The sequence below is a fragment of the Halorubellus salinus genome (assembly GCF_020567525.1).
In the GTDB taxonomy this organism is placed as follows: domain Archaea; phylum Halobacteriota; class Halobacteria; order Halobacteriales; family Natrialbaceae; genus Halorubellus; species Halorubellus salinus.
Genome location: NZ_JAJCVI010000008.1, coordinates 46,630 through 66,326 on the forward strand (window position 1 = coordinate 46,630; position 19,697 = coordinate 66,326).

The 19,697-nt window shown below is 70.8% G+C and carries 18 protein-coding genes; 5 read left to right on the forward strand and 13 right to left on the reverse strand.

All coding sequences use genetic code 11. The features are described from left to right. Window positions 1-100 precede the first annotated feature (100 nt). The gene (locus LI336_RS19470) at window positions 101-817 is read left to right on the forward strand and encodes a DUF6517 family protein (RefSeq protein WP_227134839.1); all 717 of its coding nucleotides are present in this window, start codon (window positions 101-103) and stop codon (window positions 815-817) included. Window positions 818-868: 51 nt separating this feature from the next. On the opposite strand, the gene folP is transcribed toward LI336_RS19470, so the two are convergent. Beyond that, entirely contained in the window at window positions 869-3,343 is a 2,475-nt protein-coding gene (folP, locus tag LI336_RS19475; protein ID WP_227134840.1) for a dihydropteroate synthase, read from the reverse strand. Window positions 3,344-3,451: 108 nt separating this feature from the next. Between folP and LI336_RS19480 the strand changes: the two genes are divergently transcribed. Further along, complete coding sequence (locus tag LI336_RS19480) at window positions 3,452-3,901, forward strand: hypothetical protein (protein ID WP_227134841.1); 450 nt, start codon at window positions 3,452-3,454, stop codon at window positions 3,899-3,901. A 41-nt stretch (window positions 3,902-3,942) separates the two neighbouring features. On the opposite strand, the gene LI336_RS19485 is transcribed toward LI336_RS19480, so the two are convergent. Both LI336_RS19485 and LI336_RS19490 read right to left on the reverse strand, forming a co-directional pair. Continuing rightward, the gene (locus tag LI336_RS19485) at window positions 3,943-4,812 is read right to left on the reverse strand and encodes a hypothetical protein (protein WP_227134842.1); all 870 of its coding nucleotides are present in this window, start codon (window positions 4,810-4,812) and stop codon (window positions 3,943-3,945) included. A 72-nt stretch (window positions 4,813-4,884) separates the two neighbouring features. After that, window positions 4,885-5,514, reverse strand: coding sequence for a hypothetical protein (locus tag LI336_RS19490; RefSeq protein ID WP_227134843.1), 630 nt, complete (start codon window positions 5,512-5,514; stop codon window positions 4,885-4,887). Window positions 5,515-5,620: 106 nt separating this feature from the next. Here LI336_RS19490 and LI336_RS19495 point away from each other — a divergent pair, with 106 nt between their 5' ends. Then, on the forward strand, window positions 5,621-6,385 hold the full coding sequence (locus tag LI336_RS19495) for a hypothetical protein (protein ID WP_227134844.1): 765 nt from the start codon (window positions 5,621-5,623) through the stop codon (window positions 6,383-6,385). A gap of 169 nt (window positions 6,386-6,554) precedes the next feature. On the opposite strand, the gene purH is transcribed toward LI336_RS19495, so the two are convergent. Beyond that, entirely contained in the window at window positions 6,555-8,207 is a 1,653-nt protein-coding gene (purH, locus tag LI336_RS19500; protein WP_227134845.1) for a bifunctional phosphoribosylaminoimidazolecarboxamide formyltransferase/IMP cyclohydrolase, read from the reverse strand. A 167-nt stretch (window positions 8,208-8,374) separates the two neighbouring features. On the opposite strand from purH, the gene purB reads away from it, so the two are divergent. Beyond that, window positions 8,375-9,757 carry an adenylosuccinate lyase gene (gene purB / locus LI336_RS19505; protein ID WP_227134846.1) on the forward strand — a complete coding sequence of 461 codons (1,383 nt, stop codon included), beginning with the start codon at window positions 8,375-8,377 and terminating at the stop codon, window positions 9,755-9,757. A gap of 75 nt (window positions 9,758-9,832) precedes the next feature. Here the strand turns inward: purB and LI336_RS19510 are convergent, their stop codons facing one another. From LI336_RS19510 to dapA, 9 genes are all read right to left on the reverse strand, one after another. Next, complete coding sequence (locus tag LI336_RS19510; RefSeq protein WP_227134847.1) at window positions 9,833-10,441, reverse strand: TetR/AcrR family transcriptional regulator; 609 nt, start codon at window positions 10,439-10,441, stop codon at window positions 9,833-9,835. Between the two features lie 97 nt (window positions 10,442-10,538). Further along, on the reverse strand, window positions 10,539-11,327 hold the full coding sequence (locus tag LI336_RS19515; protein ID WP_227134848.1) for an ABC transporter permease subunit: 789 nt from the start codon (window positions 11,325-11,327) through the stop codon (window positions 10,539-10,541). Then, window positions 11,327-12,421: an ABC transporter ATP-binding protein gene (locus LI336_RS19520; protein ID WP_227134849.1), complete on the reverse strand. Its 1,095-nt coding sequence runs from the start codon at window positions 12,419-12,421 to the stop codon at window positions 11,327-11,329. The genes LI336_RS19515 and LI336_RS19520 overlap by 1 nt, the downstream gene beginning before the upstream one ends. Window positions 12,422-12,526: 105 nt before the next feature. Beyond that, the gene (locus LI336_RS19525) at window positions 12,527-13,717 is read right to left on the reverse strand and encodes a M20/M25/M40 family metallo-hydrolase (protein WP_227134850.1); all 1,191 of its coding nucleotides are present in this window, start codon (window positions 13,715-13,717) and stop codon (window positions 12,527-12,529) included. After that, window positions 13,714-14,571, reverse strand: a complete 858-nt coding sequence (gene dapF / locus LI336_RS19530; protein ID WP_227134851.1) for a diaminopimelate epimerase — start codon at window positions 14,569-14,571, stop codon at window positions 13,714-13,716. Before dapF ends, LI336_RS19525 begins: the two co-directional genes overlap by 4 nt. Window positions 14,572-14,683: 112 nt before the next feature. After that, window positions 14,684-16,042, reverse strand: coding sequence for a diaminopimelate decarboxylase (gene lysA, locus LI336_RS19535; RefSeq protein WP_227134852.1), 1,359 nt, complete (start codon window positions 16,040-16,042; stop codon window positions 14,684-14,686). Continuing rightward, on the reverse strand, window positions 16,039-16,881 hold the full coding sequence (locus tag LI336_RS19540) for a 2,3,4,5-tetrahydropyridine-2,6-dicarboxylate N-succinyltransferase (protein WP_227134853.1): 843 nt from the start codon (window positions 16,879-16,881) through the stop codon (window positions 16,039-16,041). The genes lysA and LI336_RS19540 overlap by 4 nt, the downstream gene beginning before the upstream one ends. Next, the gene (gene dapB / locus LI336_RS19545) at window positions 16,878-17,735 is read right to left on the reverse strand and encodes a 4-hydroxy-tetrahydrodipicolinate reductase (protein ID WP_227134854.1); all 858 of its coding nucleotides are present in this window, start codon (window positions 17,733-17,735) and stop codon (window positions 16,878-16,880) included. Before dapB ends, LI336_RS19540 begins: the two co-directional genes overlap by 4 nt. After that, window positions 17,735-18,688: a 4-hydroxy-tetrahydrodipicolinate synthase gene (gene dapA, locus LI336_RS19550; protein WP_227134855.1), complete on the reverse strand. Its 954-nt coding sequence runs from the start codon at window positions 18,686-18,688 to the stop codon at window positions 17,735-17,737. Before dapA ends, dapB begins: the two co-directional genes overlap by 1 nt. A 401-nt stretch (window positions 18,689-19,089) precedes the next feature. Between dapA and LI336_RS19555 the strand changes: the two genes are divergently transcribed. Beyond that, entirely contained in the window at window positions 19,090-19,587 is a 498-nt protein-coding gene (locus tag LI336_RS19555) for a LabA-like NYN domain-containing protein (protein WP_227134856.1), read from the forward strand. Window positions 19,588-19,697 lie beyond the last annotated feature (110 nt).

Here is a 19,697-nt window from a genome sequence, read left to right on the forward strand (position 1 = left end):
GACACCACCCGCGAGACCACGCGAACCGACCAGCCGACGGGTCGATACCCAGACGGGAACAGCCGGAAGGTTGATTGGCGCTTGCCGACACCACTGGTGCATGGAATCGACGCGGAGCGTGGGTGTCGTCGCGCTCGTCCTCGTGGTGGTGACGAGCGGCTGCATCGGGTTCGTCACGGGCGAGGAGGCGCTCGTCTACCAGGCTAACGAGGTGAGCGTCGACGCGGACGCGAAGACGGCGACCGGGTACGAACGGCAACTGCGCGAGGAACTCACCGTGAACCAGACCGTCTCCGACCGACGGATCGAGGTGAACAACTGGTACCTGCGCTACGAGAAGTACGACGACATCGCCGAGGAGACCACGGGCGTGCTCGCGGTCGTCTCGACGCACCGCGTCGACGTGTTCGGGCACACGACGAACCCGTACGCGAACATGAGTTACGGCGGTCTCCTCGCGAACCTCACCGCGGACTACGACACCGCGTTCGGGAACCTCGAGAACGCGCGGTTCGTCGAGAACAAGACCGCGACCGTCCTCGGCAAGGAGGCGCGCGTCGGCGTGTTCGCGACGACCACCACGTTCGGCGGCGAGGAGGTCGAGGTGAAACTGTACGTCACGCGAGTGCGTCACGGCGACGACATAGTGCTCGCCATCGGCGGGCACCCGACGAAGCTCCCGGCGGGCGAACAGGAGATCCTCGCGATGATCGAGGGCATCCAGCATGAGACCGACGAGAACGCGAGCGAACGCGTCGCATCCACCGGCTTCGACGCCGGCGTCTCCGCGGCGATTGTCGCCGCAGACGCGAACTGAGCCACCACCGCCACGCGGCGGGTCGGTCCGAACGAGGTCGAGACCCGGCGGTCAGTCCTCTTCGAGTTCGTCAGGACGGCGAGCGGCGCGTGCGGCGTCGACCGCGGCGACGTTCTCGTCGACGTCGTGGACGCGAACGACGTCCGCGCCGCGGTCGGCAGCGATGGCGGTCGCGGCGACCGTCGCCGACAGCCGGTCGTCGTCGTCGCGACCGATCGCGCCGAACATCGACTTGTGGGAGTGCCCGACGAGCACCGCGCAGTCGAGCGCGGCGAACTCGTCGACGCGCCCGAGGAGTTCGAACGACTCCGCGGCGGTCTTCCCGAACCCGAGCCCCGGGTCGACGACGACGTCCTCGCGCGCGACCCCGGCCTTCTCCGCGAGCAGCACCTGCTCTCTGAGCTGGTCGAGGACGTCCTCGACGACGTCGTCGTACGCGACGTCGTTCTCGGGGTCGACGGGCGTGTCGATGGAGTGCATCACGCAGAGGCCGGCGTCGTGCTCGGCGGCGACGAACCGCATCTCGGGGTCGTCCAGCCCGGAGACGTCGTTCACGACGTCCGCGCCCGCGTCGAGCGCCGCGTCCGCGACCGCCGCCTTCCGCGTGTCGACGCTGATCGTGACGTCGATGCCAGCATCACGGATCGCCTCGACGACCGGGACGACGCGCGCGATCTCGTCCGCGACCGTGACGGGGTCCGCGCCCGGACGCGTCGACTCCCCGCCGACGTCGATGACGTCCACGCCGTTGGCGACCATCTCCTCGGCGCGCGCGACGGCGTCCTCGAGGCGGTCGTACTCGCCGCCGTCGAAGAACGAGTCCGGCGTCACGTTCAGGATACCCATCACCGCCGTGCCGTCGGTCCACGGCCACCGCGCGTCGGCGTCCGAACCGCCCCCGCCGACGGCGTCGTCGGTCGCGTCGAGCGCGAGCGCGGTCCGGAGTTCGGTGGCGAACCGGTCGAGGCCGTACGGGCCGTCGTCGAGCGCGGACGCGAGTCCCTCGAACTGTGCGAGCGTCCCCATGAGGACGACGTCCAGGCGTTCGTCGTTCCCGTCGAGCCCCGAGACGGTGCACTCGCCGCCGACGCGCAGCAACGCCTCCTTGACCGCGTACGCCTGGCGCTCCTGGAGGCGCGTCCGGAGGACGCGATGGACGCCATCCGAGCGGAGTTCCGCGACGCCAGCGTCGGGGACGTTCGCGTCCGCGAGCGCGCGCTGTGCGTCGCTCAGGTCGCGTATCGTCTTCGGGACCTCGATGCGCGTCCAGCGTTCGCGCGCCTCCGCGACCGCGAACAGCGACCCCGTGACGAGCACGCAATCCGCGGGGTCGGCCGCGTCGAGCGCGGCGCCGAGCGCGCTCGCGACTGATTCCCGCGGCGTCACCGTCTCGGCGTTCGCACCGAAGACGCTCCCGAGGACGTCGGCGTCCTCGCTCCGAGACAGGTCCGGCTCGCACGGATAACAGTGCACGGGCGTCGGGATCGCCGCGGCCATCCCGCGGTGGTCCTTGTCGTGCATCGCACCGACGACGAGGTGGAGGTCGTCGTACTCGAACGTCGATAGCGTCTCCGCGAGCCCCTCGAACGCTCCCGGGTTGTGCGCGCCGTCGAGCACCGTCAACGGCTCCTGCGAGACGACCTCGAACCGGCCCGGCCAGTGCGCGGACCGCAGCCCTCTCGCGAGCGTGTCGTCGTCGACGCCAGCGACCTGGCGCGCGAGCGTCGCCGCGATACCGGCGTTCACCGCCTGGTACTCGCCGAGGAGCGGGATGCGGACGTCGAGCGCGCCGTCATCGTCGGTCTCGATACCGACCGCCGCCTCCGCGTGATTCGTCCGGCCGTCGTACGCGACGCGAACGTCCGCATCGTCGCCGACCCCCACGGTGACGACGTCGCCCGCCTGCTCGCGGACCGCCGCGAGCGCCTCGCCCGACGCACCCGTGACGAGCGGTGCAGCCGCCGGCGCGACGTGGGCCTTGTCGGTCGCGATCTCCGCGATGGTGTCCCCGAGCACGCCCGTGTGTTCGAGCGTGACGCTCGTCACCGCACTCGCTGCCGGGTCGACGACGCTCGTCGCGTCGAACTTCCCGCCGATACCGACCTCGAGCACCGCCACGTCCACGTCGCGCTCCCCGAAGTACCAGAGCGCGAGCGCCGTCATCGTCTCGAAGAACGTCGGCGACTCGCCGTCGGCCGCACGCGCCGTGATGTGAGGCCTGGCCTGCTCGACGAACTCGCCGAGCGCCTCGCGCGTGACCTTCCGTCCGTCCACCCGAACGCGCTCGCGGACGTCCTCCAGGTGCGGGCTCGTGAACAACCCGACCGTCAGGTCCGTCTCCCGCAGCACGGACTCCACCATCCGCGCCGTACTCCCCTTCCCGTTCGACCCAGCGACCTGCACGAACTCGACGCCCTCGTGTGGGTTCCCGAGGTGTTCGAGGAGGCGCGCGGTCGACGCCGTCCCCGGACTCGGACGGTACCGCCGCAGGTCGAACAGGAAGTTCGCCGCCTCGTGATACTGCATGCCTGTAGCCACCCGGTCCCAGCGCTTAGTGGTGTCGAAGGCGGGTCACCGAAGCCGGCGTTTCACCCAACGCGGGGCTTCTTGACCGTCGCGGTCGAACCCGGTTGCGTGCGACGACGACGCCTGCTCGCGGCCGCGACGACGTCCGCGACCGCAACCGCCGGCTGTCTCGCTGGCGCCGGCGGGACCGAGTTCACCGTCTCCGACCCGCCGCCGTCGCTCCGCGAGGCAGGCGAGTGCCCGAGCGACGACGTCGAGGCCTCGCTCTCGCTCGGCGACCCCGTCGACTCCCCTCGGAGCGAGGCCGCGGTCGTCCCGTACGAGGACCTGCGAGAACCCGCGAAGCTCGTCTTCCGGTTCTATCGCGCCCGCGGCAGCGCCGTGACGTGTACCGAACCGAAGCGCTTCTCGATACTCCTCGGCGACCTCACCGACCACGGAACCGACCCGTACCGCGAAGCGAACGGGTACGCTCCGGAGTGGTTGTACGTCCAGACGAACGGGAAACACCATCGCGTCAACCGGCTCGTCGTCTACGACCAGGTTCTCCAGTACTGACCCGCGATTGCGCTGGAACCCTCGACGACCGCGGCCCCACGTTACCGAACGTGCGACTGCACCCAGAAGACGCCGGAGACGTCCTCGCCGCGCTCGGGGACGCGACCGCTGATGGCGTGCGCGCCGGCGTAGAGCCACGTCTCGTAGTCGGTGCCGTCGCCGTCCCTGGTGAGTGGCACGCGGAACCGGTAGCCGTTCGCGTCGAAGAACGGGACGCGCTGGACCTCCCGCACGGTCGTCTGGAACGCGAAGTCCGCGACGCCGCCGCCCTCCACTGGCGCGAATCCCGCCATCCCGGCGGTGGAGAACTCGCCGCCGTCGTCGGTCTCGTAGGTCTCCTCGTCCGCGAGCTCGACGGCGTACGCGAGCGCCGCGAGTTCGACGTCGGCGTCGCCGAGGGGGACGCCGCCGACGCCCCACGCGCTCGCGCCGTACGTCGCGAACTCCTCCGGGCCGAGGACGACGGTCGCGTCCGCCTCCAGGTCGGTCTCCCACGGCGTCACGTCCGTCACGGTCGTCTCGTGAACGACGCCGTCGCCGATCGGGTACGCCGTCAGGACGTCGCCGTGCTCCCGGACGACGCGACACCGGAGGTTCCCGGCGCCGTACTCGACCGCGTCGACGCCCTCGACGCGGCTCTCCCGGACGCGCCCGTCGTCGAGCGTCGTCGCGACGACGCGCTGGAGCGCCTCGTCGGAATCCACCGCGGTATCCCAGTGGCGGCCGTGCCCGCCGCCACGACGCCGCGGCCCCGGCTGCGGGTCGAGCGCGGCCGCGTCCGCGTCCAACCCCCACGCCCCGTCACCGCCGACGCCGCCGTCGCTACCTCCTGCGTCGCTCGCGTCGTCGCCGGTCGCGTCCGCGTCGCCGCCCCGGCCGAGCGCGCGACGCATCGCGTCGAACAACCCCATGCGACCGCCGACGAGCTGCCGAGAGAAGAAACCTGCGAGGGAGCGGGCGACCCGGCGACGAAACCCCGGCCGCTATCGATGGTCGCGCTCGACGTCCGCATCCGCGGGTTCGCTCTCCGCGGCGTCGCCGTCGTCGGTCGCGTCCTCGCGTGCGCGCTCACCGTCGACGTCGTCGCGTCGGAGCTCCGCCTCGAACCCGCGGTCGAACTCGTCGTCGAAGTCCGTCGCCGACCAGTCCGTCGCCGCGTCCTCGTCCGCGAGGAGTCGCTCCAGTTCGCGCTCGAACTCGCGCTCGGTGAGTTCGCCGGCGGCGTACCGCTCCTTCAGCGCCTCGCGGCGGTCCTCGACCGTCGGCGCGACGCGGCCCGACACGTTCACGTCCGCGAGCCACGGCACGTGCCCTTCCACGCCGCGAGCGACGCGCTCCAGGCGGTCGCTCCGCGGGAGCTCCGCGAGCCGGAGCGCGCGAACGAGCAGCCACGCGAGCAGTGCCGCACCCACGACCGTCAGCGTCGCCAGCGCGAGCAGGACGGGGAGCGCCGCGCGCAACAGGACCAGCAGGATGGACTCGCCAGCCGCTGCCGTCGCAACCGCCGACACGACCGCGAGCGTCCCGAACCCGAGGGTGCCGACGGCCGCGAGCCCGACCAGCACCAGCGCGACCGACAGCCACCGCAGTCGCCGGTCCGAGAGTACGCTCATCGTCGCGGAGTAGGCGCGACGCGGTAGAAAAACCCACGGGCGATCCACGCTCGTCGACGCACTGGCTGACCGAAGACACTTACGTCCGCCCGCGACAGCAACGAGCGTGCGACGCCGCTCGCTTCTCGCCACCGTCGGCTCGACCGCTGCTGTCGGGCTCGCTGGCTGCACGCTCCTCGACCCCGACCGCGAGGTCGACGACGGCGACACCGTCGCGCTCGACGCCGGCGACGTGACGCTCGGCTGGCTCGGCGTCCAGTCGTCGTTCGTCGACGACACCAGCGCGCCCGCCACGGCGTACGGCGCAGCTGACGCGGCGTTCGTCGTCCTCGACTGCGACCTCCGCGCGTACGACGCCCCCGTCGACGACCTCCCCATCGCGGTCGAACTCGACCGGGGAGGCGTCCGACGCGTGAGCGACCCGCGAATCTCCGGGCTCGGCGACGACCGGCCGCGACTCGGGTTCCGGGTCCCGACCGGCGAGCCGCTCGAATCGGGCGCCGTCGTCCTCGAGGACGCCGAGGGACGCGAACGACGCTACCCCTTCCCCGAACGCGTCCGCGAACCACTCGCGACCCCCGCCTCGTGGCGCGTCGACGTCGACGCCCCCGACACCATCGCCGCACCCGGTTCGGCGCGCGCCTGGACGACCGCAACCAACACCGGCGACACCGCCGGCCGACTCGCCGCCGTCCTCACGCACGACGCCGCCGACGACCTCTACTGGACGCACACGTACGACGCACCAGGCACCGGCGACGAGACCTACGGCTACCGCCTCCACTGCCTCTGCGGCGACGCCGAGGAACTCACGATCACCCTCGACTGGGGCGTAGACGAGTGGACCGGCGTCGTCTCGGTCGAACCCTGATCGACTCGACGAGGAGAAGAGGCCGCAACTGTATCGAGACGAGACCTTTGGGCCTGCTCGCTGACTTTCGACACAGGTCGCTGGCGCTCGATCGTGTCTGAAGTCGTGCGAGACGGTCGCGCTCGCTCACTGCGTTCGGTCGCGCGCTGCGACCTGCCGATCTCCGTCGCTAATCGTGACGGAAACACCGCTGCCCGGTCATGACCATCGTCATCCCGAGCTCGTTCGCCGCTTCGATGACCTTGTCGTCGTTCTTCGACCCGCCGGGCTGGATGACCGCCTCGATACCCGCTTCGGCGGCTTCCTCGACGGCGTCCGGGAACGGGAAGAACGCGTCCGACCCCATCACCGCGCCCTCAGCGGTCTTGCCTTCGGCGTCGCGCTCGGCCTTCATCGCCGCGATCTCGACCGCGTCCACGCGCGACACCTGACCGACGCCGAGGCCGACCGTCTCGGTGCCCTTCGCGAACACGATCCCGTTCGACTTCACGTGCTTCTGGACCTTCCACGCGAACAGCATCGACTCCAGCTCTTCCTCGGTGGGTTCGCGCTCGGTGACGACCTCCAGGTCCTCGCGCGACACCGGTTCGAGGTCGCGTTCCTGGACGAGGCGGCCGCCGACGAGTTCCTTGCTCGTGAAGCGCTCGCGGGTCGCGTCGAGGTCGCCGTCGTCGGTGTACGAGGTGAGGTCGCCGACGTCGAGCACGCGCAGGTTCTTCTTCGCGGTGAGGACGTCGAGCGCGTCGTCGGTGTACCCGGGCGCGACGACGACCTCCTTGAACGAGTCGGCGACGAGTTCGGCGGTGTCGGCGTCGCACTCGCGGTTCAGCGCGACGATGCCGCCGAACGCGGACTTCGCGTCCGTCGCCAGGGCGTCCGCGTAGGCGTCAGCGAGCGTGTCGGCCGTCGCACAGCCCGCGGGGTTCGTGTGCTTGATGACGGCGGCGGCGGGCTCGTCGAACTCCTTGATGAGATAGAGGGCACCGTCGGCGTCGTTGTAGTTGTTGTAGCTCAGGGCCTTCGCGCCCTCGTTCAGCTGGTCGGCGTGGACGACGCTCGCTTCCTCGCTCGTGTTGTCCGCGTAGAGCGCGGCGTCCTGATGGGGGTTCTCGCCGTACCGGAGGTCCGCGTGGCGGTCCTCGGTGACGACGCGACGCTCCGGGAGCCCGCCGTCGTCGTCCGCGCCGTCGCCCGCGACGTGAACGGCGTTCGCGTCGAGGTCGACCTCGACGCGGTCCTCGGCGAACCACTTCACGGCGCGCGGGTACGCCTTGAACTCGCCCTCGTAGAGCACGCGCTCTTTGAGCGACTCGGTGTCGTCGCCCTCGTAGACGGGGACGGGTTCCTGCGTGACGATGGGGCCGCCGTCGACCTCGTCGGCGACGACGGTCCCGTCGTCGTCCGTGGCGTCCGTGACGACGTGCACGGTACAGCCCGTGGTCTTCGCGCCAGCGTCGAGCGCATCACCCCAGGCGTCCATGCCTGGGAACGACGGGAGGAGGCTCGGGTGGACGTTGACTGTCGTCGGCATGGTGTCGAGGAAGGTATCCGAGAGCACGCGCATGTAGCCGTCGAGACAGACGAGGTCGACGTCGTACGCGGCGAGTTCGTCGACGAGTCGCTGCTCGTGCTCGCGTCGGGATTCGTCGTCGCCCTGTTCGACGGCGACCGTCGGGATGCCGCGTTCCTCGGCCTTCTCGAGGATTGGCGCGTCGGCGTGGTTGCTCGCGACGACGGCGAGTTCCGCGCCGCCTGGCTGGAGGTCCTGGACGTGCACGAGGTTCCGGCCGCGGTTCGAGGCGAGGCCCGCGATGCGTGTCATGGTCGAAACCGGTCGCGCTGGCGGGTTAGTGGTTTCGGTCCAGACCGCGAGAGTATGCACGAACGAGCATAACTACGGCGCGAGCGGTGTAAGTAGCGCCACGAGTATGCACGCCCGTGTGGTTACGTTCCGACACGCTTTTGCCGACACCGGTGGCAGTTCCGGCCATGACAGACCCCCTGCTGGCCGTGTCGCCGCTCGACGGCCGGTACGCCTCGCGGACCAGTCCGCTCGCGCCGTACGCGAGCGAGTCCGCGCTGATGCGCGCTCGCGTCGAAGTCGAGGTCGAGTACCTCCTCGCGCTGAGCGACCTCGACGCGACGCCCCTCGAGGTATCGGACGCCCAGGCCGCCGAGTTGCGGTCGTGCTACGAGGACTGGACCACCGAAGACGCCCAGGTCGTCAAGCAGATCGAGGTCGACGGCTACGGCGAGTACTCGGCGACGAACCACGACGTCAAAGCAGTCGAGTACTACGTTCGCCTCCACCTCCCCGACGGCCTCGACGCGGCGAACTGGATCCACTTCGGCCTCACGAGCGAGGACGTGAACAACCTCGCGCATCGCCTCCTCGCGAAGGGCGCCGTCGAGGACGTCCTCCTCCCCGAGCTCCGCGAGATACGGGACACGCTCGCGGCCATGGCCCGAGAGCACCGCGCCGTCCCGATGCTCGCTCGCACGCACGGCCAGCCCGCGACCCCGACCACGTTCGGGAAGGAGATGGCGGTGTACGCCGCACGACTCGGCCGGACGACCGCGCGGGTCGCCGGGGCCGCGGACGCTCTCAGCGGGAAGCTCGCCGGCGCATCCGGGACGTACGCCGCGCATCACGCCGCGTACCCCGACGTCGACTGGCGCGCGTTCGCTCGCGAGTTCGTCACCGACCTCGGCCTCGAGTTCACGTCGCTCGCGACGCAGGTGAATCCCTGCGACGACCTCGCCGAGTGCTTCGACGCGCTCCGCGGGGCGAACCAGGTCCTGCTCGACCTCGACCGCGACGTCTGGCTGTACGTCAGCCAGCGCTACCTCGGCCAGGAGGCGACCGAGGGCGAGACCGGGAGTTCGACGATGCCCCACAAGGTCAACCCCATCGACTTCGAGAACTCGGAGGGCAACCTCTCGAAGGCGAACTCGGACCTGCACTTCCTCGGCGAGTACGTCACCACGAGCCGCCTCCAGCGCGACCTCTCCGATTCGACCGTCAAACGGAACGTCGGCGCGGCGTTCGCGCACTGCCTCATCGCGTACTCGAAGACCCAGAACGGGCTCGCGAAGGTCGTCCCGAACGAGCACGTGATGCGCGAGGACCTCGAATCGACGCCCGAGATACTCGGCGAAGCCATCCAGACCATCCTCCGGCGCGAGGGCGACACCGACGCCTACGAGCGCGTGAAGGACCTCACTCGGGGCAAGCGCGTGACGATGGACGACTTCCACGCGCTCTTCGACGACCTCGACGTGAGCGAGAGCGTCCGCGAGGAACTGAAGGCACTCACGCCGTCGGGGTACGTCGGCGTCGCGAGCGACCTCGTCGACGACGTCGATACCTGACCGGACGCACGCGTCGACGCCTGACCTGACGCATACGCCGACACCTGACCGGACGCATACGCCGACGGGTGTCGGTCAGTCCGCGGTCAATCCGCGCGCGACCGCTTCGATGACGAGGTCGCGGGTCTCGCGGTACGTGTCGTCGCCGCCGAGGTCGTCGGTGTGCAGCGTCAGCAGCGAGACGGCGCGGATGGCGTTCGCGACCGTCTCCGGGTCCGGGCCGTCGACCGCGCCGGCCTCGTACCACGCCTCGACGTAGGGCAGGAAGTACGCGAGGCTCTGCTGGCGTTCGGCCTCCAGTTCCGCGTCCGTGTGGGCGTTCCGGAGCCGCTGGAGGTCGTCGTCGTCGACGAGCAACTGGCGGATGAGCGGGTTCGTCTCGATCTCGTCCATGAGGCGCGTGAGGAACGCGACGATGACCGCCTCCGGGTCGTCGTCCTCGCGCTCGAAGGGCGCGACGAGCTCGGGGAGGAGCCGTTCGCCCTCGCGGTCGAGGACCTCGAGGAACAGCGCCTCCTTCGAGTCGAAGAACTGGTAGAACGTCCCGTTCGCGATGCCGACGGGGTCGGTGAGGTCCGCGATGGTCGTCTTCGAGAGCCCGTAACGCTCGAAGAGTTCGCGGCCCGCCGCGACGAGCTCCTCGCGGATGCGTTCCCGGTCCGCGTCAGTGAAGCCGCTACTCATCTGTCACCTCGACGTTCGACCGGACGGACTCGACGCTTCCGGTTCGCGACGTGACGCGACGGCGTCGACGGGACGGCCGCGCGTGGCACCCGGGGCGTCATGCGACGTCCTTCCGCTCGAAGTAAGCGCGGCTCGCGAGCACGAGGACGACGGCGGCGGCGAGCAGGAGGCCGGCGCCCTGGAGGTCGTACTCGCTCGCGACGAGCACCGCGGTCGGGTCGTAGTACCGGGACGGCGAGAGCGCGCCGAGCCACGCGACGTCCGTGCCGGCGGTGACGGAGTCCAGGAGGAAGAACCCGAAGAAGCCGCCGGCGGCGACGCGCTGAGCGACGCTCGCACGGTCGAAGACGACCGAGGCGAGCACACCCACGCCGGCCGCGACCAGCAGGTAGGGCACGGCGAGCGCGTGCACCATCGCGAGGTCGGTGACCGAGATGGACTCGTCGATGCCGAGGAGCGCGAGGTAGACGACGACCGGCGTGACGACGTTCAGGACGACGAGCGGGACGAGGATGCTCGCGAACTTCTCGAGGAGGACCTTCGACCGGCTCACGGGGAGCGACAGGAGCATGTCCATGCGGCCGCGGTCGACGTCGTCCGCGATGAGGCCCGCGGCGGCGTACGCGAAGTAGATGCCGAGCAGGAGCACCCACCCGAACGCGTACAGTTCCGCGGCGAGGAACCCCTCGATGGTGTTCAGAGCCTGTAGGCCGAACGCCTGCTGGAGTGCGGGCGGGAGCGACGCGACGTACGCGTCCAGGTCGATGCCGTCGCTGATCGACGGGAACATCCAGACGTAGAGCGCGACGAGCACCGCGAAGCCGGCGGTCATCACGGCCGTTCCCTTCAGGCGTCGGCTGCCGTAGTACCGCGCGAACTCGAACATCAGGCATCACCGCCGTGGCCGGCGTCGGTCCCCGCTGGCATCGGGTCGTCGCCGCGCTCGGTCGACTCGTCGCGGGTGGGTTCGGTACCGGCGGTCGCGTCGGTCTCGGCGTCGACATCGAGGGTCTCGTCGTCGTCGTAGAACCGCATGAAGACGCGCTCCAGGGGTGCTTCCTCGACGTCGAGCTCGAGGACGTGGAAGCCGTCGAGGTAATCGACGAGCGCGTCGAACGACCCCGTGTACGTGAACGTCAACTCGGCGAGCGCGGTCCCGGTCGCGTCCGCGTTGCGCTCGTCGCTTGCGTCCCCGCCGGCGGTCGCCATCGGGAGGTCCGCGTACCCACCGTCGACCGATTCGACCGTGAGTTCGTGGACGCCGTCGAGCGACACGTCCTCGCGGTCGACGTCGGCGGCGACGCGAACGCGAACGTACTTCCCGGCGCGCTGGAGGACGTCCGCGACGGACGCCACCTCGACGATGCGGCCGTCGCGGATGATACCGATGCGGTCGCAGACCCGGCGGACCTCGCTCAGGACGTGCGAGGACAGGAAGAACGTCTTCCCGGCGGCCTTCTCCTGACGGACGAACTCGTTGAACGTCCGCTGGACGAGCGGGTCCAGGCCGGCGGTCGGTTCGTCCATCACGAGGAGGTCGGGGTCGTGCATGAACGCCTGCACGAGCCCGAGCTTCTGCTTCTGGCCGGTCGAGTACCCGCGTATCTCGCGGTCGACGGGGACGTCGAACAGTTCGAGGAGTTCCGCGCGTCGCGCGTCGCCCTTGAGGCTCGCGTGGAGGTCGAGGACCTCGCGGCCGGTCGCCTCCTCGTCGAACGCGGGGTTCGCGGGCAGGTACCCGATGCGTTCGCGGGCGTCGACGAGCGCTCGCTCGTCGGTGACGGGCGCGCCGAGGACGGTCGCGGTCCCGCTGGTCGGGGACTGGAAGCCCATGATGGTCCGGATGGTCGTGGTCTTCCCGGCGCCGTTCGGACCGAGATACCCGAAGACCTCGCCGGGTTCGACGTCGAGGGTGACGTCGTCGTTCGCGCGGACGTCCCCGTAGTCCTTCGTCAACCCCGCTATCGATATCGCGCTCATGACAGGAACTACGGAGAATGAACGTATGAATCTACCGTTCAGATATTTTTGAGCGGTAGAGACGGCCGTCTTCGGGGGTTTCGGTGCTCTCGTCCGGGAATCAGCTCAATCGATGAGTGCGTGGAGCGCGTCGGTGACGACGGTGGCGGCGCGCTCGACGTCGGCGGCGTGGACGTACTCCCGCGGGGAGTGCGCGACGGCGCCGTCGTCGTCCGCGAGCACGCCCGGGCCGAAGACGACGGTCGGGGCGAGCGCGGCGAAGTACGACGCCTCGGTCGCCGCGCCGAACGGACGCGGTGAGCCAGCGCCGGCGTCGACGAGCGCGTCAACGACCCTCGCCCCCTCGTCGGTCGCCCACGCCTCGAGGAACGGCGTCTCGCGCTCCGTGAACGCGAACGCGACGCCGACGTCGCCCGGAACGGCCTCGCGGACGTGCGCGAGGAGCGCGTCCCGGAACCCGTCGGCGGTCTCCGGCGGTACCGACCGGCGGTCGAGCACGACGCTCGCGCTCGCGGGCACCTGGTTCGTCGCCGTGCCGCCGTCGACGACCGTCGGCGTGAGCGTCGCCGCCCCGAGCTGGTCGTGGACCGGCGGCGCGTCCGCGCGGTCGTCGAACGCCCCGATTGCCCTCAATGCGTCCTCGAGGGCGGCGACCGCGTTCGTCCCGGAGTCGGGTTCGGCCGCGTGCGCGTTCTCGCCGGCGAGCGTCAGCGTCCCCTGGAAACGGCCCTTCGCGGCCGTGCACGCGGCGAGGTCGGTGGGTTCGCCGACGACGAACGCGTCCGCGTCCCGGATGGCTGCGACCGGTGCCGGTGCGTCCGCGGTCCCGCCTGCGGTGACGAGGTGGTGCGCGCCCTCGCTCAGCGTCTCCTCGTCGGACGTCACCGCCAGCGTCACCGCACCTGCGACGGACGCGTCTCGGTCGTCGTGGCCGCCGCGGTCGTCGCCTGCTGCAATCGCGCGGTCGACCGCGAGGAAGCCCGCGAGCAACGCTGCGAGCGGCCCGCCGGCGTCGCACGTCCCGCGACCGCGGAGCACGTCGCCGTCGCGCTCGAACGGCACGTCCGGCGGGACCGTGTCGACGTGGGTGTTCAGGACGACGTGCGGTCCAGCGTCCGGATCCCCGGTGGTCGCGAGCACGTTCCCCGCGTCGTCCACGGTCGCAACGACGCCCGACGCCGCGTGCTCGTCGATGGTGTCGACGAGGAACTCGCGGGCACGGTCGACGCGCTCGTGGGTCTCGAACGCCGCGAGCGACGCCAGGAAGGAGACCGGGTCGAAGTCGGGCGCGGTCACGGCTGCGGTTCGACGCGGTCGACGGTCGCCGCGGCCTCACCGTCGAACTCGTGCGCGACCGGCCCCGTCAGCGTCGCCGCCCCGTCCTCGGGGAACGACACGAGGAGGTCGCCGCCCGGCGGCGAGACGTGCACGACGTCCGCGGTGGTGCGGTCACGGACGCGCGCCGCCGCCGCGATCGCGACCGCACCCGTACCACACGACGCGGTCTCGCCCTCGACGCCGCGCTCGTACGTCCGCTGGTCGAACCCGCCGTCCTCGCGCCGCGAGGCGAACGTCACGTTCGCGCCCTCTGGAAACGCGTCGTGACTCCGGATCGGCGGTGCGGCCGCGTCGACGTCCACCGCGTCGACGTCGTCGACGAACACGACCGCGTGCGGGACGCCCGTGTTCAGCGCGGTCACGGCGTACCCCTCGAGGGCCTCGCCGAGCATCGGCTCGTCGTACTCGTCCGCGAGCGGAACGACCTCGGGTTCGAAGCGCGGTTCGCCCATCTCGATGGCGACCTCGTCGCCCTCGCGACGCGCGTACCGCGTCCCGGCCTGCGTGTCGATCATGACCTCGGACGCGCCCGTGCGCTCCATCGCCCACTCGGCGGCGACGCGCGCGCCGTTCCCGCACATCGCCGCGGTCGACCCGTCGGGCTGAACGAGCGTCATCACGACCCGCGGCGGGTCGAAGCGATCCTCGAGCGCGAGGAAGAGCACGCCGTCCGCACCGACGCCGTCGGTCCGGTCGCAGTGCCGGGTCGCGAACGCGGCCCGGTCCGGGACGTACTCGTTCGCGTCCACGACGAGGAAGTCGTTCCCCGTGCCGTGGTACTTCTCGAACGCGACCTCGTCGTGGACGCTCATCGGCCACCTCCGCGACCGCTGGTTCCCGGGCCGGTCGCGTGGTGGTCGGCTGCTGGCTGTTCGCTTCGAAGTCGGTCGTGACTGCGTCGATCGTGGGTGTGTCGCTGTACGTTCATAGTTCCAGAGTCGTGATGTCGCTGAGCGTCTCGCGGCGTCGCGCGAGCGACGCGGCGCCGTCCGCGAGGACGACGGTCGCTGGTCGTGGTCGGGAGTTGTACGTGCTCGCCATCTCGTAGCCGTACGCGCCGGCGTTCCCGACCGCGAGGACGTCGCCGCGGACGGGTCGGGCGAGCGGCCGGTCCTCGGCGAACACGTCGCTCGATTCGCAGATGGGGCCGGTGACGGTCGCACGCACCACGCCGCGACCGTCACCCCCTGCGGACGCGCCGTCCTCGCGGTGCCCGTCGCCGACTGCGTCCGCGCTGACGTTGCGGAGGGCGTGGTAGGAGCCGTAGATGGCGGGGCGGGCGAGCGTCGTCATGCCTGCGTCGACGCCGACGACGGTGGTGTCGGGCGTCTCCTTGACGGTGTTGACGTCGGTGAGGAGGACGCCGGCGTCGGCGACGAGGTACCGCCCGGGTTCGACGACAAGGTGGGCGTCGACGTCGCCGAGCGCGTCGCGGGTGGCGTCCGCGACCGCGTCGAGGTCGAGCGCTGGTTCGTCCTCGCGGTAGGGGACGCCGAGGCCGCCGCCGACGTCGACGAACTCGAGGTCGTGCACGGCGTCGAACTCGCGGGCGACGTCGCCGACGCGCGCCACCATCTCGCGGTGGGCGTCCAGGTCGTCGGCGTCGTGGATGCCGGAGCCGGCGTGGGCGTGCACGCCGACGACGTCCATCCCCGCCTGGGTCGCGGTCTCCGCGACGTCGAGTGCGCGGTCGCGCGGGACGCCGAACTTCGCGTTCGCGCCCGTCCGGACCTTCTCGTGGTGCCCGGCGCCGACGCCGGGGTTGACGCGCACGCACAGACGGCCGTCGAACCCGCGGGTCGCGAGTCGCGCGACGGTGTCCTCGGCGCCGACGGTGACGGTGACGTCGGCGGCGACGCCGTCGGTCCAGAGCTCGACGACCGTGTCGAGGTCGACCGCGGGCGGATTGACGGCGGTGTAGTGCACGCGGTCGCTCGGGACGCCGGCGTCGAGTGCGCGCACGACCTCGCCGGCGCTCGCACACTCCACGCCAGCGCCCTCGTCGTCGAGCACCTCGAAGACGTGCCCGAGCGCGTTCGCCTTCGCGGCGTAGTGGACGGCCGCGTCCGGGAACGCCGCGTCGAGCCGCCGGTAGTTCTCGCGCACGCGGTCCAGGTCGAGGGCGTACACCGGACTGCCGTACTGGCGGCGCAGGTCGAGGAGGTCGTCGGCGTCCCAGTCCGCGAGCCGACGGACTCCGGGGCCGCCGCCCGCGGCGGCACCCGTGCCGGCGGCCCCGGTCCCGTCGTCGCCGGCGTGCCGGCTCGCGGACTCCTCGCTCATTCCCGGAGCACCTCCTCGCGCTCGGTCGCCTCCAGGGTCTCCTCGCCGAGGTCGGTGGCGACGACCGCGGGCTTGTACGCCGCCCCCGGGATGAGGGCCTCGTCGCTCACGCTCGACTCGACGTACCGCTGGAACGCCCGGCGCTCCGCGGGCAGTTCGCCGTAGTACACCTCGTCGTCCACGAGGTCGTACACGGGGATGCGCGGCGTCAACAGGGTGTTCTCGCCGACGACCGAGTTCTCGCCGACGACGAACCCCGAGGTGACCCGGCAGCCCGCGCCGAGCGAGACGCCGTCCTCGACGACCACGGGCGTGCCCTCGACGGGTTCGAGGACGCCACCGATGAGGGTGTTCGCGCCGAGCTTCACGTCCGACCCGATCTGTGCGCACGAGCCGACGGTGTCGCAGGAGTCGACGAGCGTGCCGTCGTCGACGTACGCGCCGATGTTGACGAAGCTCGGGCTCATGAGGATGCAGTCGTCGCCGACGTGCGCGCCCGTGCGGACGACCGTCCCGTTCGGGGTGTTCCGCGAGCCACGCTGGCCGTAGTCGCTCGTGTCCTGCAGGGGGAGGACGTCGTTGTACGTCACGCCGCCGTACTCGTACTGGTCGATGCCGTGCGTCGCGAACGTGAGGAGGATGCCCTGCTTCACCCACGCGTTCGCCTCCCACGCGCTCGCACCCGAGCCGTCCCCGGTCGGTTCCGCGGCCCGCACCTCGCCGGCCTCGAGCGCGTCGAGGAACGCGTGGAGGACGTCGTGGACGTGATGCGCGTCCGCGTCCAGGTCGCCGGCCTCGTGTCGCGCCCAGAGGTCGGCGACGTCGGCTTCCAGACTCATTGCTCGCCTCCAGCGTCCCCGGGTACTTGACCGTCGTCGGTACCGTCCAATCCTGCCGCACTCGCCTCGTCGGCTCCGACGACGTCCGCGAACGCGTAGAAGCCTGGGTCGCGGCCCGAGAGCCAGTCGGCGGCGTCGAGCGCGCCGGCGGCGAACACGCCGCGGTCGGTCGCACGATGCTGGAGGCGGAGCTCCTCGTGATTCCCGGCGACGACGAGCTCGTGCTCGCCGGGGACGTCGCCCGCGCGCAGCGAGTGCACGCCGACCTCGCCCGCCTCGCGGCGCGATTCGCCCTCGCGACCGTGGACGCGCTCCCCGGCGGCGTCGCCCGCCTCGACCCCGTGGCGCTCGCGCGCTTCGTCGACCGCGTCGAGCATCGCCTCTGCGGTCCCACTTGGGGCGTCGCGCTTCCCGTTGTGATGTGCCTCGACGAGTTCGACGTCGTACCCCGGGAGCGCCGCGACCGCGTCGCCGACGAGCGCGAGCAACGCCTGGACGCCACGCGCGAAGTTCGCCGCCTGCAGCACCGGCACCTCGCCGCTCGCAGCCTCGAGCGCCGCCTGCTGGTCGTCGCTCAATCCAGTGGTCCCCGTGACGAACGCCACGCCAGCGTCGGCGCACGCCTCGGCGTACTCGACGCAGGACTCGGGGCCCGTGAAGTCGACGATGACGTTCGGCTCGTGCTCGGCGACGAGCGCCTCGAAGTCCTCGCTCGCCGCGACGTCGACGCCGTGGACGGGCGACGCCGGCGGATCCCGTGCGGTCCCGAACACGACGTCGTAGCCGCGGTCGACCGCCGCCGCGAGCACCTCGCCGCCGGTGCGGCCGGTCGCGCCCGTGACCGCGACGCGCATCAGGAGTCCACCTCCGCGAGTCGGTCGTCCGCGGAGCCGTCACCGCCGTCGTACTGCTCGCGCTCGAAGTCGTCGAGGTCGTCGAGGACCGCCGCGAGGTCGTCGCGGTACTCGGGCGCGAGCCGCGACAGCGGCGACCGCAACTCGGGACTGTGGTGCCCGCGGACGTGCATTGCTTCCTTGACCGGGATCGGGTTCGTCTCCCAGAACAACGCCCGGTTCAGGGGCCCGAGCTCGTGATGGATCCGTCGGGCCGTCGCGTAGTCGCCGGCGAGCGCCGCGCCGACCATCGCGGTCGTCCGCTCCGGTTCGACGTTCGCGACCACCGAGATGGTGCCCTGCCCGCCCATCGAGCAGATGGGGAGCGTGAGCGCGTCGTCGCCCGAGAGCACCGCGAACTCGGCGTCGCGCGTCCGCTCGACGATCTCCGTTATCTGCCCGAGGTCACCGGACGCGGCCTTGAATCCCACAATGTTCTCGTGTGCGGCGAGCGCGACCGCGGTGTCCGGTTCGATGTTCCGGCCCGTCCGCGACGGCACGTTGTAGACTATCTGGGGCGCGTCGATCTCGTCGGCGAGCGTCTCGTAGTGCGAGCGGAGGCCGCGTTGCTCGGGCTTGTTATAGTACGGCGAGATGAGCAGGAGCGCGTCGGCGCCAGCCTCGATGGAGCGCTCGCCGAGGTCGAGCGCCTCGGCGGTGTTGTTCGAGCCAGCGCCAGCGATGACGGGGACGTCGTCGACGGCGTCGGCGACCGCCTCGACGACCTCGACGTGCTCGTCGTGGCTCAGGGTCGCGGACTCCCCCGTCGAACCGACGGGGACGACGCCGTCGACGCCAGCGGCCTCGACGCGGTGGGCGTTCTCGCGGAGTGTCTCGAAGTCGATACTGCCGTCGCTCGCGAACGGCGTGGTGAGCGCGGGATAGACGCCGCGCAGGTCGATGTGGTCTGTCATTACGTGGGTTTCGGCTGTCGGGTCGTGGAGTTCGGCTGTCAGAGTCGGACGCGATTCGAGTCGTCGGTGTCGCCCGGAACGGGGGTGCTACGCCCGCTGCGAGCGGCTATCGCGTCCGTTTGCGGAATGTAAAACCAGCTGTGGCACTCTCGGGCCGGGAGCGAACCGGTCGCGAGGTGTCACGCCGCATTATGAGGTTCGAGGGGGACCGAGTAGTATAATGTTTGTGCCGACCGCAGAAAGTGCCCGTGTCGCCCACCGGTGCCGTGGTTCGCGTTCGCACGGGTCGTTGTCGGCCGGGGTCGTCACGGGCGGTCGTCGGTCGTGGTCGAGGGTGCGGGCTGTCGGCGAAAGCCGGGTCGGTAGCAAGACCCTTCAGGGAGACGGCCGCAGTTCGAGGCATGACCGACATCCATCCGGGCCAGCGCGTCGCGGTGCTCGCTGACTCCCAGAACCTCTACCATACCGCTCAATCGAAGTACACGCGGAACATCGACTACTCGTCGCTCCTCGAGAAGGCGGTGCAGGGCCGGACGTTGACGCGCGCCATCGCGTACGTCATCCGCGCGGACCACGAGGAGGAGGAGTCGTTCTTCGACGCGCTCGTCGACATCGGGTTCGAGACGAAGATCAAGGACATCAAGACGTTCGCGGACGGGTCGAAGAAGGCCGACTGGGACGTCGGCATGAGTCTCGACGCCGTCACGCTCGCGGACCACGTCGACACGGTCGTGCTCTGCACGGGCGACGGCGACTTCTCGCGGCTCTGCAGCCACCTCCGACACGAGGGCGTGCGCGTGGAAGCGATGGGGTTCCAGACGTCGACGAGCGAGGACCTCGTCGAAGCGGTCGACGAGTTCATCGACCTCGAGGAGCGCCACGAGACGTTCCTGCTCTGAACGCATCGACGTCGTGACGCGGTCGCATCACGCCGACCGCATCGAGAGCCATCGCACCGACGGAAGCGAGAGCCATCGCACCGACGACCGATGCTACGGCTATCGGGCGT

Coding starts and splice junctions, on each gene's coding strand:
- LI336_RS19540 (WP_227134853.1), bottom strand. CDS start 16,881: ATGAGTCTGGAAGCCGACGTCGCCGACCTCTGGGCGCGACACGAGGCC.
- dapF (WP_227134851.1), bottom strand. CDS start 14,571: ATGAGCGTCCACGACGAGGTCGCGTTCGAGAAGTACCACGGCACGGGG.
- dapA (WP_227134855.1), bottom strand. CDS start 18,688: ATGACAGACCACATCGACCTGCGCGGCGTCTATCCCGCGCTCACCACG.
- LI336_RS19510 (WP_227134847.1), bottom strand. CDS start 10,441: ATGAGTAGCGGCTTCACTGACGCGGACCGGGAACGCATCCGCGAGGAG.
- LI336_RS19490 (WP_227134843.1), bottom strand. CDS start 5,514: ATGAGCGTACTCTCGGACCGGCGACTGCGGTGGCTGTCGGTCGCGCTG.
- LI336_RS19555 (WP_227134856.1), top strand. CDS start 19,090: ATGACCGACATCCATCCGGGCCAGCGCGTCGCGGTGCTCGCTGACTCC.
- purB (WP_227134846.1), top strand. CDS start 8,375: ATGACAGACCCCCTGCTGGCCGTGTCGCCGCTCGACGGCCGGTACGCC.
- lysA (WP_227134852.1), bottom strand. CDS start 16,042: ATGAGCGAGGAGTCCGCGAGCCGGCACGCCGGCGACGACGGGACCGGG.
- LI336_RS19520 (WP_227134849.1), bottom strand. CDS start 12,421: ATGAGCGCGATATCGATAGCGGGGTTGACGAAGGACTACGGGGACGTC.
- LI336_RS19470 (WP_227134839.1), top strand. CDS start 101: ATGGAATCGACGCGGAGCGTGGGTGTCGTCGCGCTCGTCCTCGTGGTG.
- LI336_RS19485 (WP_227134842.1), bottom strand. CDS start 4,812: ATGGGGTTGTTCGACGCGATGCGTCGCGCGCTCGGCCGGGGCGGCGAC.
- purH (WP_227134845.1), bottom strand. CDS start 8,207: ATGACACGCATCGCGGGCCTCGCCTCGAACCGCGGCCGGAACCTCGTG.
- folP (WP_227134840.1), bottom strand. CDS start 3,343: ATGCAGTATCACGAGGCGGCGAACTTCCTGTTCGACCTGCGGCGGTAC.
- dapB (WP_227134854.1), bottom strand. CDS start 17,735: ATGCGCGTCGCGGTCACGGGCGCGACCGGCCGCACCGGCGGCGAGGTG.
- LI336_RS19515 (WP_227134848.1), bottom strand. CDS start 11,327: ATGTTCGAGTTCGCGCGGTACTACGGCAGCCGACGCCTGAAGGGAACG.